The sequence below is a fragment of the Allohahella sp. A8 genome (assembly GCF_047946665.1).
Classification (GTDB): domain Bacteria; phylum Pseudomonadota; class Gammaproteobacteria; order Pseudomonadales; family Oleiphilaceae; genus Allohahella.
On sequence record NZ_CP172312.1, the window covers coordinates 3,915,800 to 3,931,574 of the forward strand.

General features: G+C 56.6%; 14 protein-coding genes. 8 read left to right on the top strand and 6 right to left on the bottom strand.

The genetic code is table 11. The annotated features are described in order from the left end of the window. The first annotated feature begins 136 nt into the window (after positions 1-136). A complete protein-coding gene (locus tag ACH3PB_RS17540; RefSeq protein ID WP_416396738.1) occupies positions 137-619 on the top strand; it encodes a DUF4442 domain-containing protein in 483 nt (160 codons plus the stop codon). On the opposite strand, the gene ACH3PB_RS17545 is transcribed toward ACH3PB_RS17540, so the two are convergent. Continuing rightward, a complete protein-coding gene (locus ACH3PB_RS17545; protein WP_416396739.1) occupies positions 616-2,799 on the bottom strand; it encodes an ATP-dependent helicase in 2,184 nt (727 codons plus the stop codon). The genes ACH3PB_RS17540 and ACH3PB_RS17545 overlap by 4 nt on opposite strands. 213 nt (positions 2,800-3,012) lie before the next feature. On the opposite strand from ACH3PB_RS17545, the gene ACH3PB_RS17550 reads away from it, so the two are divergent. Continuing rightward, positions 3,013-3,576 carry an ankyrin repeat domain-containing protein gene (locus ACH3PB_RS17550; RefSeq protein WP_416396740.1) on the top strand — a complete coding sequence of 188 codons (564 nt, stop codon included), beginning with the start codon at positions 3,013-3,015 and terminating at the stop codon, positions 3,574-3,576. A gap of 42 nt (positions 3,577-3,618) precedes the next feature. Here the strand turns inward: ACH3PB_RS17550 and speD are convergent, their stop codons facing one another. Together speD and ACH3PB_RS17560 are read right to left on the bottom strand one after the other, a co-directional pair. Next, positions 3,619-4,422 carry an adenosylmethionine decarboxylase gene (gene speD, locus ACH3PB_RS17555; RefSeq protein WP_416396741.1) on the bottom strand — a complete coding sequence of 268 codons (804 nt, stop codon included), beginning with the start codon at positions 4,420-4,422 and terminating at the stop codon, positions 3,619-3,621. 17 nt (positions 4,423-4,439) lie between these two features. Beyond that, positions 4,440-4,859 (bottom strand): OsmC family protein, encoded by a 420-nt coding sequence (locus tag ACH3PB_RS17560; protein WP_416396742.1) that lies wholly within the window; start codon positions 4,857-4,859, stop codon positions 4,440-4,442. A 172-nt stretch (positions 4,860-5,031) separates the two neighbouring features. Here ACH3PB_RS17560 and crp point away from each other — a divergent pair, with 172 nt between their 5' ends. The 4 genes from crp (at position 5,032) to ACH3PB_RS17580 (ending at position 10,430) form a co-directional block, all read left to right on the top strand. After that, the gene (gene crp / locus ACH3PB_RS17565) at positions 5,032-5,676 is read left to right on the top strand and encodes a cAMP-activated global transcriptional regulator CRP (protein WP_344806825.1); all 645 of its coding nucleotides are present in this window, start codon (positions 5,032-5,034) and stop codon (positions 5,674-5,676) included. Between the two features lie 371 nt (positions 5,677-6,047). Then, positions 6,048-7,925, top strand: coding sequence for a TonB-dependent receptor plug domain-containing protein (locus tag ACH3PB_RS17570; protein ID WP_416396743.1), 1,878 nt, complete (start codon positions 6,048-6,050; stop codon positions 7,923-7,925). A 1-nt stretch (position 7,926) separates the two neighbouring features. Beyond that, complete coding sequence (locus ACH3PB_RS17575; RefSeq protein ID WP_416396744.1) at positions 7,927-8,529, top strand: YfiR family protein; 603 nt, start codon at positions 7,927-7,929, stop codon at positions 8,527-8,529. Between the two features lie 2 nt (positions 8,530-8,531). Next, positions 8,532-10,430 (top strand): ATP-binding protein, encoded by a 1,899-nt coding sequence (locus ACH3PB_RS17580; protein ID WP_416396745.1) that lies wholly within the window; start codon positions 8,532-8,534, stop codon positions 10,428-10,430. Here the strand turns inward: ACH3PB_RS17580 and ACH3PB_RS17585 are convergent. Beyond that, complete coding sequence (locus ACH3PB_RS17585) at positions 10,427-11,470, bottom strand: AraC family transcriptional regulator ligand-binding domain-containing protein (RefSeq protein ID WP_416396746.1); 1,044 nt, start codon at positions 11,468-11,470, stop codon at positions 10,427-10,429. The genes ACH3PB_RS17580 and ACH3PB_RS17585 overlap by 4 nt on opposite strands. A 102-nt stretch (positions 11,471-11,572) precedes the next feature. Between ACH3PB_RS17585 and ACH3PB_RS17590 the strand changes: the two genes are divergently transcribed. Continuing rightward, positions 11,573-13,399: a long-chain-acyl-CoA synthetase gene (locus ACH3PB_RS17590; RefSeq protein WP_416396747.1), complete on the top strand. Its 1,827-nt coding sequence runs from the start codon at positions 11,573-11,575 to the stop codon at positions 13,397-13,399. On the opposite strand, the gene ACH3PB_RS17595 is transcribed toward ACH3PB_RS17590, so the two are convergent. Continuing rightward, the gene (locus ACH3PB_RS17595) at positions 13,396-14,409 is read right to left on the bottom strand and encodes a helix-turn-helix domain-containing protein (protein WP_416396748.1); all 1,014 of its coding nucleotides are present in this window, start codon (positions 14,407-14,409) and stop codon (positions 13,396-13,398) included. The two genes, ACH3PB_RS17590 and ACH3PB_RS17595, sit on opposite strands and share 4 nt — an antisense overlap. 115 nt (positions 14,410-14,524) lie before the next feature. Between ACH3PB_RS17595 and ACH3PB_RS17600 the strand changes: the two genes are divergently transcribed. Next, on the top strand, positions 14,525-15,439 hold the full coding sequence (locus ACH3PB_RS17600) for a sterol desaturase family protein (protein ID WP_416396749.1): 915 nt from the start codon (positions 14,525-14,527) through the stop codon (positions 15,437-15,439). Here ACH3PB_RS17600 and ACH3PB_RS17605 read toward each other — a convergent pair. Further along, complete coding sequence (locus ACH3PB_RS17605; protein WP_416396750.1) at positions 15,436-15,678, bottom strand: DUF1653 domain-containing protein; 243 nt, start codon at positions 15,676-15,678, stop codon at positions 15,436-15,438. The two genes, ACH3PB_RS17600 and ACH3PB_RS17605, sit on opposite strands and share 4 nt — an antisense overlap. Between the last annotated feature and the right edge of the window lie 97 nt (positions 15,679-15,775).

Sequence of the window (15,775 nt, forward strand, 5' to 3'; positions counted from 1 at the left end):
AGCGCGCAATGCGCTGGGTCGGGTATTCCGCAGGGGTGCTCCACACGGGGTGCTCCACACGGGACATTTGCAATTTTGCAGAACTGTGCCAAGAATACCGCCCTCACTCACAAGTTGGAAGGATGCCTGCATCAGCATGAATAAACTTGCCTCTATCGTCGGTCGGATTAACGGATTACCGGGCTTTGCCCGTTCGCGCGCACTGACGCTGTTCTTCAATCGGCTGGTGAAGTACGCAGGCACCAGTGGGACCGTGGTCGAGAAACTCACCACCAATCACTGCATCGTGACACTGAAGAATCGTAAGCGGGTTCAGAACCATATTGGTAGTGTGCATGCGGTCGCCTGTGCACTGATTGCCGAGTCTGCAACCGGTTTTGTGGTGGGTATGAATGTGCCGGACGACAAGGTGCCCGTCATCAAGAGCATGAACATCGACTATGTGAAGCGGGCAAAGGGCGATATGCGTGCCGAAGCCAGACTTACCGCGGCCCAGATACAGGCGATGAAGACGCAGGACAAGGGCGAAGCGGTGGTCGAAGTCGTTATCACAGATGCCGAGGGGAAATCGCCCTTGCTGGCAAAGATGGTTTGGGCCTGGACGCCGAAGCGTCGCTAGGACGTTCTGTCCGGAGAGACTGAGCTGCCATGAACAGGAGCGTTGCGGTTATCGTGCAGCAGCTTCAGGTATCGTTCGATAACTGGCGTTTCGGATTTGGGATCCACGCCATCCTCCAGCTGCTCTACCGCCGCCAATGAAGCTTCGAGCTTCATCTCGGCAATGAAGGGGCTCACGGTACCAGTGCCCGAGTCGGGTGCTGGCGCGGAGAGATAAAGGGCATGCCGTGCTCTCGTGATAGCCACATAGGCCAGACGCCGTTCCGCTTCGAGGTCAGTCGGCTTCCCGGCCGCTTCTGCACTCTGCCCGTTGCGCCGGTAAGGCAGCACACTGTCCCTGAAGCCGGCTACGACCACGGTAGGCCATTCAAGCCCCTTGGTCTTGTGTATGGTCGTGAGCTCAACGATAGCAGCCCTGTGGTCGCTGCCGCTGCGCTGGCCGTTGCTCAGTCCGGCTTCGGCCCGCAACTCCTCGAAGTGCTGAAGCGTCTCTCTGACCGGTAGATTCAGGACCTTGATGTAGTAGTAAAGCCCCAGAACATTGTTTACTTTTTCATCGGCGGCTTCGGTTGTCAGTGCTGATGCGCCCAACTGGGATAGCAGGTCGGTCTGGGTAATGTACTGGCTCAGTACGTTAGCTGCTGAACCCAAACTCAGCGTGGCCGCACGCAATGCGGCCAACGTGCCTTCGATTCTGGATAGCTGCCAGCTGCTGATGCCGAATTGGGCCTTACAGTTCTGCTTGTTCAGGCCGATCTGTTCCAGTTGTTCAGGTGCGGTCGGGTCGATGCGCGCCAGTGACCGCGCCAGGCCCCGCAGCATGTCATCGCGTATTGCAACATGTGGAAAGCGCAGTACCTCCAGCATGATCTCACTGCGAGTGTCGATCGGTAGCGCGAGCCAGTCGGCCGCGGTCGCCCTTAGCAGATTCAGTACCTGACGTACTTCACGATTGTTCAGAGCGCCCTTGTTCTCATCTATGCGGTAGGGCATTCGGTTGGCCAGGAGTGCCAGCTCGATTGGCACGGCCTGAGACCAGAGGCGACAGAGAATGGCGACTGGCGTGGTTGCGCCAGGTGCGGCAGAAGCGGGCGCAAGTGACTGCAGTAGCTTGGCGATGGCATGAGCCTCATCTGTACTTTTGAGCATCTCGACGCTTGTGGCGGGCGTCGAGAGGTGGGCTCTGCACAGAATGTCCCGCCGCTGCTTGTTGTGTCCGATCAGATGATTGGCGGCGAGCGCAGCACGGTGGCCATACCGAAATGACCAGGTGAGCTGAAAAGGCGCTGGATTCTCGAAGTCTTCCTGAAAGCGCTTGAGAATGAAGTCGGTACTCGCGCCTCTGAACTCGTAGATGGTCTGGTCGGGATCGCCAACGATGGTCACCTTGGCGCGGGAGCCGGCAATGTGTTTCAGCAGCTGGTGCTGTACTTCATTGGTGTCCTGGTACTCATCGACAAGCACCACATCCATTTTATCGCGTACCAGTTTTCGCAGGTGTTCATGCTTCTGCAGGCATCTCACCGGTTCATACAACATGTCGGCAAAGCTGATACGACTTTCTCGCTGGCGCCAGTCTTCGAAGCGTTCAGCGACATCCTTGAGAAAGCCGAACTTCGGTTGGATATCCAGCTGCTCGAACGTGAAGTCGAAATCGGTCAGCTGCGCCTTGCTAATCTCCAGAATCGCCTCGGCTTTCTCGATATGCTCCTTCTTGTCGCGGTTCAGCGTGGTGCGGAGATCTTCCGGCGCAGCTTCCCGTATAAGCCGCCAGAGCTGGAACTGAATCTCTCCCTCGCTGAGGATCTTCGGATTGAACGGTTCGAGATAGCCTTCGTCGATAAACCGCTTGTACAGGCGCAGCCCCATGGCGTGATATGTACGAATCTCTGGCAAGGGCTGAGACGGATTTACAGCGCTCATGGCGAGCTTGCGGATTTTCTTCTCGAACTCGAGCTTGGCCGCCCGATTGAACATCAGCACGAGAATTCGCTGGGCGCTAACGCCGTTGTTCAGCAAGTGCAGGATGCGATGTGCCAGCGTAGTAGTCTTTCCGCTACCGGCAACGGCCGTAATGGCGGCGTGGCAGACCTCTGCCTCGATGATCGCGCGTTGTTCTGCCGTGAGTTGCACGGTCTCAGCAACAGGCGCGGTCGTCCCTGGTTTGTTCAGATCGGGCAAAGCGTGTTCCGTGTCGGATTCCTGGCAAGTGAGCCGCAGCTTGCCTGTACTTGTCCTGCTGTTATCGCGCAAACTGCTGACTGGGAAGAAGTAGGGCTCAAGGGCTCACCAATAATAATCGATATTACCAGAACGCCGCGTTGAAGCAGAGCCGCATCGAGTAAAGTAGGCAGGCTCCAGCTACAAGGATGGCGCGTTTGAAAAGGAATCCTCATGCTCACGAGAAATGCCACGGCCTTGCTGCTGCTGCTTGCCGCCCCCACTGTGCTCCAGGGCTGTACCACCCCACCAAAAACAGATGCCACAGCTGTACTGTCTGCAGCCAACAAGGGCGATACCCAGCGCCTCGTGGACCAGCTCGCGGAGGGTGCTGATCCGAATATTACCGATCCTGCCAACATGGAAACGCCTCTACATATTGCGGCGCGGCGCGGCGATAGTCGCGCTGTGCAGGCTCTGGCTGCCTCAGGTGCCGAACTCAATGCCCGTCGCTCCGATGGTGCGACACCTCTGGCGCTGGCGATTACGAACGGCCATCTGTCGACGTCAAAAGCGCTGATTCGAGCCGGCGCTCGGGTTAATACCCAGTATCAGAACAAGCCATTGCTGATGATCGTAGTGGAGCAGGGCTCTTTGCTGATGGCGCAGGTCATGCTTTCAGCCGGCGCAAGCGTCAATGCCCGCGATGCCGAAGGCGAAACAGCGCTGATGGTAGCAGTGAAGAAGAACAACGAAGATATGCAGATGCTGCTGAGGCAGTCCGGCGGTGAGATCTGACCGATAACCAGATCTCACAACGTCTTTGAGTAGATGCCGACCTTATTCCTGATCGGGCGAGAGATTTCTTGAATAAAAGATTTCTCGCATTTCGCGCTGCAGCCGTCGGCGAATGCCCTCAGCCTGATCCTCTTCCATTTCATCGGAACCAGAGCCGAACAGGTAGTTGTCCAGATCGAAATCCTTCAGCATCATCTTCGTGTGGAACAGGTTTTCCTGGTACACATTCACGTCGATCATCTGATACAGGTTCTGTGTATCCTGGGTGAGGAACTCCTGGATCGAATTGATGTCATGGTCGATGTAAATCTTGGTGCCGTCGAGTTCGCGGGTAAAGCCACGCACGCGATAGTCGATCGTTACCACATCGGAATCGAAGCTGTGAATAAGATAGTTCAGGGCCTTCAGCGGTGAGATAAGGCCACAGGTCGACACATCGATATCGGCACGGAAGGTGCTGATACCACCATCCGGATGGCTCTCTGGATAGGTGTGGACCGTTACGTGACTCTTGTCGAGGTGAGCGACGACGGTTTCAGGCAGCGGGCCAGGCGAAGCCTCGTCAGATCCCGGCGGTGGTGGCACTTCGTGCTCGGCGATGAGCATCGTGACACTGGCGCCGTGCGGATCGTAATCCTGACGTGACACGTTAAGAATGTGCGCGCCGATAATCTCGACAACGTCGGTGAGAATCTGGGTCAGACGCTCGGCGTTGTACTGCTCGTCGATATAGGCGATGTAGGCGTCCTTCTGTTCCTCAGTCACCGCATAGCTCATATCATAGATATTGAAGCTGAGTGATTTGGTCAGATTGTTGAAGCCGTGCAGTTTTAACTTTTCATTCATTGACTGGTCCGCGTGTTTCAGGATTCAGCTATCGTGTAGTCGTGGGTGATTTTCACGCCACCGCGTTCGAGCATTATAGAGGCCGAGCAATATTTGTCAGCCGACATCTTGATGGCTCGTTCAACCTGTTTCGGGCTGACATCAGTACCTTTGATTTCGAAATGAATATGGATATCGGTAAATACGGCCGGTATCTCATCAGCACGCTTGGCCTTCACTGTAGCGACACAGTCCGAAACCACCTGGCGCGATCGGCGCAGGATCATCATGACATCGAACGAGGTACAGGCGCCCAGGCCGACCAGCATGGTCTCCATTGGACGCGGTCCCTGATTCTTGCCGCCCTGGTCCGGGGGGCCGTCGATGGTCAGGGTATGGCCGCTTTCAGTCTTTGCTTCGAAAAGGGCATCGCCCTTCCATGCTATCGTTGCTTTCATCGCGAGATCATCAGTTCGTCGGCAGCAGTGCTGCCATTATAAGGGGGCAAAGCCTACCACATGCCGGCTTGCCTAATCACAGGATTTCTGCTTAATTTAACATAGTGGTCATAATGCATCTTTTTAATGAACCCATACCTATGCAATCCATGAGTGAACAGAGGAATCAAGAATGGTGACGGTAGTAAAGCCAACCGAGCAAACCAAACATCTTGATTATTTCCTCTCACAGTGTCACCGAAGACGCTATCCCAGCAAAAGCACCATCATCTACGCTGGCGACAAGAGCGATTCACTGTTCTACATCATCAAGGGATCCACGACGGTTATCATCGAGGATGATGATGGCCGGGAAATGATCATGGCCTACCTGAACGCCGGAGACTTTTTCGGGGAGATGGGCGTGTTCGACCCGGAAGCGGTCGGCTCACGCAGTGCCTGGGTCAAGGCCAAGACTGAATGCGAAGTGGCTGAAATCAGTTACAGCAAGTTCCGCGAAATCGCTCAGGAAGACCCAAAAATTCTCTACTTCATCGGCGAGCAGATGGCGACGCGACTGCGTCAGACCACTCGCAAGGTGGGCGACCTTGCCTTCCTCGATGTGACTGGTCGGGTAGCCCGCACGCTACTGGATCTCTGTCGTGAACCCGACGCCATGACCCATCCCGACGGCATGCAGATCAAGATCACCCGCCAGGAGATCGGCCGCATCGTTGGATGTTCGCGTGAGATGGTTGGGCGCGTGCTGAAGGCTCTGGAAGATCAGGGCCTGGTGCAGGTGAAGGGCAAAACCATGGTGGTCTACGGAACGCGCTAAGGGTTTTACGGTCGAGCTGGACGTCGAGACCAGCTCGATCAAGGCCCCGCGAGGGCTTCCAGTCCGGTAAGCGTATCAATCTTTGCCCGAAACGGCATCCCCTCCCTGCACAGATAATATTCCTGATATCTACCCGAATGCGGGCGGTCCCACGAGCCAGCCATAAGGTCTTGTTGCCAGCGCTTCCCATGAATTACTATTCGAAGAATAGTCACATGAAGATGCGAAGCGGTCCGCTACCTGTCTTCAATGTCGACACTGGTGTCATCAGGTCCACACATATGAACTGTTCCACGGACCTGAGGGTCTTTCTCTGCCGTAGGGCTAGCAGGGCAAGCACATACCGCGGTTGCGTGATTGGGATCGGCGCCTTGTCAGCGCTGCTGGTGCCCTGCGCCGCGCATGCACAGGATGTTGCCCTGGCAGATCTGTCTCTCGAAGAACTGGCTGAAATGCCGGTTATTTCAGTATCCAAGGCGGCGCGGCCGGTTTCCGATGCGCCGGCATCCGTGTTCGTCATCACTCATGACGATGTGCGACGAAATGGTGCGACCACCTTGCCGGAGGCGCTGCGCCTCGCGCCAAACCTTCAGGTCGCACGTATCGATGCGCGCAACTATGCCATCTCCGCGCGAGGCTTCAATAATCTCCTGGCCAACAAGATGCTGGTGATGATAGATGGCCGCACCGTGTATTCCCCCTTCTTCTCAGGCGTCTTCTGGGATGCGCAGGATGTGCTGCTGGAAGACCTGGATCGTGTAGAAGTCGTGAGTGGCCCTGGTGGCACGCTGTGGGGAGCTAACGCGGTCAATGGGGTCATCAACGTTGTCACACGATCTGCAGCCGAGACCCAGGGCGAGCTGTTTTCCGTCGGCGCCAGCGAGCAGGAGCATCATGCTGCAGCCAGATACGGGGGTGAACTGATTGCTGATGGCCACTACAGAGTGTATGGCAAGCGTAGTCAGCACGATGACGTCGAGCGAGCCGACGGCAGCCCCACCGAAACTGATTGGGATCGCTCCCAGGCAGGTTTCAGGACCGATTGGACCAGTAACAACCGCTCCCTGACGGTCCAGGGGGATTTCTATCAGGGAGAGCTCGAACAGACCGACCTGAGAGATACCGAGATCGAGGGCGCCAATGTGCTCACACGCGCGACCTGGGCGCGCTCGGCGGAGTCCCAGTGGTCGTTGCAGGCTTACTTCGACCATACGCACCGTGATCAGGCCGAATCGTACGAGCAGCATCTCAATACGATTGATATTGAACTACAACACGAATGGTCACTCGACGATACTCACACGCTCGTATGGGGTGGTGGGCATCGATATCTGACAGATCGAGTCGAGAACAGACAGCGTTTCGAGTTCCTGCCGGATGATGTGGTGTTGCGATGGACCAACGTGTTCGCCCAGGATGAGATAACGCTGACGGACAAATTGCGTCTGACTGTGGGGACCAGACTGGAGCATAATCCTTACACCGGATGGGAGAGCATGCCCAGCGCACACCTCGCATGGACACCGGCTGCTCGTCAGCTCATCTGGAGCAGTATCGCGATCGCGGTCCGGTCTCCGTCGCGTATTGACCGGGACTTTTTCAGCCCGGTGAATCCCCCACTGCTCGACGGTGTGCCCCAGTACGAATTCGCTGGTGGCAAGAATTTCGAATCTGAGACTTCGACTGTTTATGAACTGGGCTACCGAAGCCAGCCCGTGGCCGCTGTGAACTGGTCGGTAACCGGCTTCTACAGCCACTACGATGATCTGCGCACCTTGGAGCCGAATCCCTCTGGCACTGGTCAGGTGTTCAGGAATCGAGCAAAAGGCAATGTCTATGGTCTGGAAACCTGGGCAAGCTGGCAGGCTACTGCGCGATGGCGGCTGCACGCTGGCTTCGTGGTTCAGCGTCTGGATATCGATCTCAAGCCCGGCAGCCTCGATACGTCCAGCACCACGAACATAGCCAATGGAGATCCTGAGTTTTATGGTCAGATCCGTTCTGCCTTCGATATCAGTCGCCAACTGACGCTTGACGCCTTCCTTCGGCACGCTGGTGAGATCGAGCAGATCGATGTGCCAGCTTACACCTCGCTCGATCTGCGCCTAGGATGGCGGCCCCTGTCCCGTCTCGAGCTCTCGCTGGTAGGACAGAATCTGCTGGATGATACTCATCCGGAATTTGGCAGAGCGCCTGTACGTAGCGAGTTCGAGCGCGGTGTTTTTGGCAAGCTCGTGTGGGGGCTGTAGCATGACAACTGCGTGCCGCGTTCAGAACATTGCCGAGGCCTTGGGCCAAGGCTGCCGTTCCCGTCGGCTTGCGTTTCTCGCCATCTGTTTCGGCGTTTGGGGATTTTCTGTCGTGGCGGCGGCGAAGGACGGGGCGCCGGAGTATCGGATCAAGGCAGCAATGGTCTTCAAGTTTCTCAGCTATACGCAGTGGCCCGACTCTGCATTCGAGGCTCCGGATTCCCCCTACAGGATCTGGGTGCTGGGCGCCAGCCCGATCAGTGCCGAACTCCAGGAAGGCATAGCAGGTAGACTCGTGAACGATAGGCCGGTACAGGTACTAACGGCCTCGAGCACACGAGAAATCACCCTCCCTCACGTCGTTTTCGTAGGTCACGATGCCGAAGATGCTCTAGCGGCCCTGACCAGGCGGAACAAGGGCAAGCCGCTGCTCGTTGTCACTGAAAATGAAGACGGGCTGGCACCTGGCAGTACGATCAACCTGAGACTGATCAGCGGTCGTGTCGGATTTGACGTTTCGCTGCATTGGGCAGATATCTCCCAACTCAAACTGAGCTCTCGTCTCCTGGCCGTGGCATCCTCAGTCGAGCGAGAGGCGCACTAGTGATGCGCCCTCTCAGTAAGTCCATATCCAGCAAGCTGATGCTCGTGGTCATGGCCACGACCTTCTTTGCGCTGCTGATCCATGCCTCGATCATGCTCGTGGTGAACCTTCGTGCGTATCACGACGAACTCATCAGCGATGTGCGCACTCAAGCCAGTATCATCGCTGATATCAGCACACCCGCGCTGGAGTTTAATGATCCGCTCACAGCCAGACAGAACCTGGAGCTTCTGAGAACTCGACCAGCCATCATCAACGCGGTGCTGTTCACGCCGGATAGGGAAAAGTTCGCTGAATACACCAGCAAGGCCGCTACCCGCGATGGTCAGCACGTTCGATGGCCTACGCCCGAGGAGCTGGCCGAAGGCCACGTGGTCGAGGCCGACAGGCTTCATGTCTGGCAGCCGCTCGTCAAGGATGATCAGGTCATTGCTACAGTCTACATCCGTGCACGCTATGAGCTGAGCGCGCGTCTTCTGAACTATGTTCTGATTCTGATCGGCGTTATGGCCGCAAGCCTGGGTTTCGCGCTATTCATTGCCACCTGGCTTCGTGGCGCGCTGACTGCTCCAATCTTCGCAGTGACCGATGTGGCTCGTCGGGTGATGCAGACTCGCGACTTTTCGCTTCGAGCCCAGAAACATACGGAAGATGAAATTGGCGTTCTCGTCGAAGCATTCAACGATATGCTGAGCGAAATCGAACGTCGTGCCAGTGCCCTGGAACAGTCGAACCGTTCGCTCGAGCACGAAATGTCCGAGCGCCATGCAGCGGAGAACGCCTTGCGAATTGCGGATCGTCGTAAGGATGAGTTTCTCGCAACGCTTGCTCATGAGCTGCGCAACCCATTGGCGCCTCTGGCTAATGGCTTGAGGATCCTCCGCATTCCAGGCGATATGAAGCCTGAGCAGCAGACCGCTCTCGTGGTGATGGAGCGGCAGTTGAAACAGATGGTCCGGCTTGTCGATGATCTGCTCGACGTGTCGAGGATTACAACAGGAAAGTTGACGATAACGAAATCGCTGGTCGATCTGGAGTCGATCATGCAGAACGCTATCGAAACCAGTGGGTTATTCATCGAAGAGATGGGCCACGACTTTTCCGTCACTATGCCGGCAGACCCCGTCTATCTCGATGCTGATCCGGTTCGCCTCGCTCAGGTTTTCTCGAACCTGCTAAACAACGCAGCGAAATATACGCCCCGTGGCGGCAGGATCAGCTTCGCCGCTCGCGTGGAAGATAACCAGGCAGTCGTCGATGTCGAAGACAACGGTATTGGTATCCAGCCAGAGATGCTGCCAGAAATCTTCGGCATGTTCATCCAGGTGGATCAGTCGCTGGAGCGCGATCAGGCAGGGCTAGGGGTAGGGCTGGCCCTGTCGAGGCGTCTGGTCGAACTCCATGGAGGACAACTCCTCGTCGGCAGCAAGGGTAGCAGGCAGGGCAGTACCTTTACCGTAAGGATCGATGTTGCGGAAAAGCCGGCAAGTATGAAGGCCACAGCGGCGGCGGTAAGTGAGGTACAGAAAGCGAGCTGCCGTGTGCTGCTGGTAGACGACAACATCGACTTCGTGAGCAGCCTGAAGACCTTGCTGACTCACTCAGGTCATGAGGTTCGTCTTGCTCATTCCGGCGAGGATGCCCTGATGATAGCTGCTGATTTCGTGCCCGACATCGCCTTTCTGGACATCGGGATGCCAGGCATGAACGGCTATGACCTGGCACGGGCCCTCCGACAGAAGTCGGCATTGGCAGACTGTACATTAGTCGCGGTCACTGGCTGGGGACAGGAAAAAGACAGGCAGTTGTCCAAAGAGGCAGGCTTCGACCATCACCTGCTGAAACCCGCCGCCCTCGAGGACATCAAGGCGCTGATCGAGTGCGGTCGCAATAACAGCTAGCTGCCTCGGCCCTCGAATTTGCCAGGCGTGGTGTCGTACCAGCTGCGGAAGGCCTTGAAGAAGGCGCTTGGTTCGCTGAACCCCAGCAGTGCACTCAGCTCATCCATCTTTGAAACGCCGTTCTTAAGATAGTGATGGGCCTTCTCCTTGCGCACCGCCAGCAAGAGGCTCTGATATGTGCAGCTCTCTTTTCTCAGTTTTCTGTGCAGTGTCTGCCGGCTCATATTGAGCTGATTGGCCACGTAATCCGAGCTGAGCAAGGGATCCTGGAGGGCATTGCCGATGATGCGACGCACTTCGCCTTCGAGCGTGGTTCTGCGCATCAGGCCATTGCTCTGTTCGGCAAGCCGGCTTGCCAATACTGCCTTGACGTAAGGGTTGCTCGAAATCACCGGTAAGGTAAGGTCTTCGTGCGCGACAAGAATGGCATCTTCCGCCTGACCGAAACTCACGGCGTCGCCGAAGATGGCTCGGTAAGGCGCCTGGTCCGTCACCGTATGCCTGAATGTCGTAGCGAGTGGCATGAGCGGCCTGCCGGTGAGGTGCCGCGCCCAGCTGACGCCAGCAGCCATGCTACGGTCGATGGCGTTATCGAGCCGATATTCGGGCGGTGTGATTTCATAGACGATCTTGACGCCCGAAGCTTGCGCGACCGACCGGATGTTTTCCACTTCGCTCATAACGGCGGCATGTCTGGCGGAAATGACAATGACTTCGCTGAGCGTGTCTGCGAATCTGGTGACGTTTGAAATCATCCCCATGGCCCGCAGGTTGACCCGGCTGCCGATAATCAGGCCGAGCTGCCGTGCATATGGTGATTGCTCGCCGACGCGCCATAGCTTCTGTACAAGGCTGGCCGGAAAGCGGGCTTCGATGTTTTCAAGATCTGCGCGTCTGATCCCGTCTACTTCAGCGTCGGGACCAGCCAGCACACCGAGCTCGACAAGGCCGTCGAAGAGATCGAGGATCGAAGCAGCAGAGACCGTTGGCTCTCTGGATCGGATACCTCTCACCGCAGCGATTGCCAGATAATGAGACAAAAGGACAGCAGGATGTTACGCATGGTCATTACCGGCACAAAAGTGAGCAGCTAGCATCGCACACATACAACAACAGCTAAAACAGGGGCAGGACAGCCAGCCATGGATAATCAGGACATCATAACGTTTCCTCAGTTCGCAAGAAAAATACCAATGCTCATTTCAGGCGTCCCGGGACTGGTGAAAGGCCTCAAAGTTGGCGACACCACCGACAAGACGCGGGTAGTCGGGCTGGGCATGTGTATCGAGACACTGGCTGCCGAGAGTGGACAGACCGAAGCCATCGTCGATGGTGACAGGTCGATGACCTACGCTGAATTCAACGCCTGGGCCAATCGAGTCGGCAATTACCTGACCTCGACGGGCATCGTCAAAGGTGATGCCGTTGTCCTCATGATCGAGAACCGGCTTGAGCTGATGGTTGCCATTACCGCGTGTGCCAAAATTGGCGCGGTCAGTGCGCTAGTCAACACCTCGCAGCGTGGCAGGGTGCTTACGCACAGTATCAATCTGGTGGCGCCCAGGGCGGCCATAGTTGGTGCAGAGCTGGCTGACGCGTATGAAGAGGTGAAAGCGGAACTGATTGTACCAGGCCATCGTCAGTTTCTGGTGGCAGATGAGACTCAGGCGACGCCGAGCCGGGTGGCCGACTATTGGGTCGATCTCATGCACGCCAGCAAGGTGGCCTCCGGTGAGAACCCCCGCCAGTCGCGCGAAATCTACCCTGACGATCCCTGCTTCTACATCTACACATCAGGCACGACCGGCCTGCCCAAGGCCGTGGTGTTCAATCATGGCCGCTTCATGAAAGCCTATGGTTCCTTTGGTTTCGCGGCAGTAAAGCTGGAATCCTCCGATAGAATGTACGTATGCCTGCCGTTCTACCACGCCACCGCTCTGGCCGTATGCTGGGGTTCAGTGCTTGCAGGCGGCGCTACGCTGGTTATGGCCAGACGCTTCAGTGCGTCCAGATTCTGGGAAGACATTCGTCAGCACAAGGTCACGGCATTCGGCTATGTTGGCGAATTGTGTCGCTATCTCATTGAACGCCCGGTGTCGCCTGATGATCACAGGAACCAGGTTCGCGTCATCGTTGGCAACGGCCTCAGGCCGTCAATCTGGAAGCAGTTCAAGGAACGCTTCGGCGTGCCCAGGGTGATGGAGTTTTACGCGTCGAGCGAGGGCAATATTGGCTTTTCCAATGTGCTGAATTTCGACAACACGGTGGGGCTATGTCCGTTCCGCTACTCGATCGTCGCCTACGACAATGAGCACGAACGTCCTGTTCGTAATAGCAAAGGCCGGATGATTCCGGTGAAGAAGGGCGAGACCGGTCTGCTGATTGGCGAAATATCGGAGAAGACCCCTTTCCATGGCTATACCGACGCAGAAAAAACCGAAAAGTGTATTTTCCATGATGTCTTCAAAAAGGGCGATCGCTGGTTCAACTCCGGGGATCTGATGCGAAACATGGGCTTTCGCCACGCCCAGTTCGTCGACCGCCTGGGCGATACCTTCCGCTGGAAGGGAGAGAACGTCTCAACCACGGAAGTTGAACTGATCATTGATGCTCATCCAAGCGTGGTTGAGTCGATCGTCTATGGTGTCGAGATTCCAGGGACCAACGGCCGGGCTGGCATGGCGTGGCTGAAGACAACCGGACACCCGGGGCAATTCGACTTCGAGGGTTTCCTCAAGATGTTACGCAGCAGCCTGCCTGTCTGCGCCGTTCCGATCTTCCTGCGGCTTGGTGAGGCAGCTGAAACGACCGGAACCTTCAAGCACAAAAAGGCGCCTTTGAAGGAGGCTGGCTACGACATCAATTCGACCGACGATCCGATCTATGCCTGGCTCCCAGGCACGACGACCTATACCCGGATCACGCCGGCGATTCTTGAAGGTCTCAACCAGGGCGCTTATCGCCTCTAGTCCGACGGAGTGGTAGATCCCAGGCGCCGTCTGCGTCGGCCAGGCGAGCTGGCAGTCCAGCGGCGATAGGCCCGGGTGAAGGCGCTCTGTTCGGAGAAGCCGAGCAGCAGCGCAATGTCGCTCAGACTGAGGCTGGTATCGCCGAGATACTGCTCTGCAAGTTGTTCACGACTGCGATCCAGCCAGTGCTGCCAGCTCATGTCGTGCTGAGCGAGTCTTCTTTGCAATGTCCGTGGCGACATGTGCATGGCCTGGGCCGCACGCACCAGTGTCGGTTCGCCATCCGCCAGCAGTCGCAGCAGAACCTGCTGCAGAATCCGTTCAACGTCGGAGGCGCCAGGTAGTGCACGTAACAGCGCCTGGGCTTGTCGGTCGAGCAAGTGCCTCAGCGTGGGGTCCCGTCGGGGCATGGGGATTGCCAGGTAGGCCTGGGGGAAGCGGACGCGAACATAGGCATCTCCAAAGGATACTGGACAACCAAAAAAGCTCTCATACGCCGACGCGTCTCTGGGGCTCACCTCACCACGAAAGCTGACCTTTGAGAGTGATGGCGGGTCATCCATCTGACGCTGCAGAAAGGTGAGCAGGGCAGCAATCGCAACGCCATCGCCCTGCTGCCCCAGACCACTACTATCGGGAGGCCATCGGATCTCCACATCATCGCCTGTGGCTTCGAGTTCAGCGATGCTCACCCCGTAGAACAGCCGCTCGTAGCGCTGATAAGCCAGCATGGCTTCCCCTACCGTATCCGAAGCCAGAACCAGATAGCCCAGCACGCCAACATGGGCAGGCGTGACACAGGCGCCAATTGCCAGTTCTGGCGCCGGCTGATCAGGCGCGAGGGCAACGCCGCGCTCGACCAGATCACGCCAGACGGGTACGGGCACGTTATCTTCCCGAGACCAGCGGGCGAGCGCGCTGCGAAGATCAAGCGCCTCGTGGTGCGCATCGTCGAGCCAGTCTCTAAGCAGCCCAATCCATGCTCCGGTTACTCGCATAACCTGTCCCATGTCACCTCCGCGAACTGTTGGCGTCTATAGTCAAAACCGCGTCACGTATGGTCAATAATAGCAACTGATTCAGGTGAAGAATACGCTTGAGGATACGCCTGGATGAGGCCAGAACATGTATGAACTGATGACAACAACGATTCGTGAGAGCGGACTCGAGGGGCTCTGGACCTGGCTAAGCACCTGGTTGGCGCTTGACGCCCGTCAGCTCATATTCATGGTCGCCACACCAGTCTTCATTGGTGTGACACTCTGGGAGTATCGACGCATCAGGCATGACAAGCGATTGATGGATGTCGGCGAAGCGTTCAGGAATTTTGGACTCGGCGCCGGCTATCAGGTCACCGAGCTGCTCTTCGCCGGCATCATAGCCTTTCCAGCCTATGCGCTTGTCTATCACTTTCGATTGCTGGATCTCGAGCTGAACTGGCTCACGGCTGTACTGGTGCTGATTGGCGTAGACCTCTGCTTTTACTGGATGCATCGCTGCAGTCATCGAATGCGCTGGTTCTGGGCTGCGCACGTCGTGCATCATTCATCTGAGCGTATGAATTTCTCGACGGCGATGCGGCAGAACGCCACCAATATCTTCAATGGTAATTGGATCTTCTATCTGCCGCTGGCACTCATCGGCTTCAATCCCGTCTGGATAGGCGTTGCGTACGCGCTGTCGCTGGTGTACCAGTTCTTCATTCATACGACACTGGTCGGGCGGCTGCATCCGTGGCTGGAAATGGTATTCAACACGCCCAGCCACCACCGCGTGCATCACGGCAGAAATCCGCAGTATATCGATCAGAATTACGGCGGTGTGCTCATCGTGTGGGATCGTCTATTTGGAACCTTTGTGCCGGAGGATAGCGCTAATCCACCGGAATATGGCATCACCCGACAGGTCTACTCGAACAACCTGATACGACTTTGGACTCATGAATACGTCGACCTGTTCCGCGACATGCGCCGCCCAGGTAAGCTGATTTCCCGCCTGAAACATCTATGGATGCCGCCGGATTGGGAGCGGAGTGACTAGGCGATATCTGCTTCAGTATCGAGCGGCCGTTCCCAGGCAAAGCGGGGTATCGTCTCGCCATCGATTTCGACTGTCTCGGTGAACATGCGCAGCGGTCGTACCCATAGACCCTGTTGACCATAGAGTGCTCTGTAGACCACCAGCTCTTCTTCGGTTTCACTATGACGGGCTACACCCATCACTGCATAGATTTGCCCCTTATAATGGCGGTAGATTCCTGTCCTGAGAGATTTGCTCATGATTCTGGCCCTGATGGATCGAGGCAAGTACGAACCGTGACACGGTATCGTTCTCCATTTGTTGTCATTATGTAACCACGCTTGGTTAATTATTGTT

What these genes read in the sequence shown, in the direction of transcription:
- ACH3PB_RS17605 (WP_416396750.1), bottom strand. Translation starts at nt 15,678, where the DNA reads ATGAGCAAATCTCTCAGGACAGGAATCTACCGCCATTATAAGGGGCAA.
- ACH3PB_RS17595 (WP_416396748.1), bottom strand. Translation starts at nt 14,409, where the DNA reads ATGGGACAGGTTATGCGAGTAACCGGAGCATGGATTGGGCTGCTTAGA.
- ACH3PB_RS17540 (WP_416396738.1), top strand. Translation starts at nt 137, where the DNA reads ATGAATAAACTTGCCTCTATCGTCGGTCGGATTAACGGATTACCGGGC.
- ACH3PB_RS17575 (WP_416396744.1), top strand. Translation starts at nt 7,927, where the DNA reads ATGACAACTGCGTGCCGCGTTCAGAACATTGCCGAGGCCTTGGGCCAA.
- speD (WP_416396741.1), bottom strand. Translation starts at nt 4,422, where the DNA reads ATGAATGAAAAGTTAAAACTGCACGGCTTCAACAATCTGACCAAATCA.
- ACH3PB_RS17560 (WP_416396742.1), bottom strand. Translation starts at nt 4,859, where the DNA reads ATGAAAGCAACGATAGCATGGAAGGGCGATGCCCTTTTCGAAGCAAAG.
- crp (WP_344806825.1), top strand. Translation starts at nt 5,032, where the DNA reads ATGGTGACGGTAGTAAAGCCAACCGAGCAAACCAAACATCTTGATTAT.
- ACH3PB_RS17550 (WP_416396740.1), top strand. Translation starts at nt 3,013, where the DNA reads ATGCTCACGAGAAATGCCACGGCCTTGCTGCTGCTGCTTGCCGCCCCC.
- ACH3PB_RS17600 (WP_416396749.1), top strand. Translation starts at nt 14,525, where the DNA reads ATGTATGAACTGATGACAACAACGATTCGTGAGAGCGGACTCGAGGGG.
- ACH3PB_RS17590 (WP_416396747.1), top strand. Translation starts at nt 11,573, where the DNA reads ATGGATAATCAGGACATCATAACGTTTCCTCAGTTCGCAAGAAAAATA.
- ACH3PB_RS17580 (WP_416396745.1), top strand. Translation starts at nt 8,532, where the DNA reads ATGCGCCCTCTCAGTAAGTCCATATCCAGCAAGCTGATGCTCGTGGTC.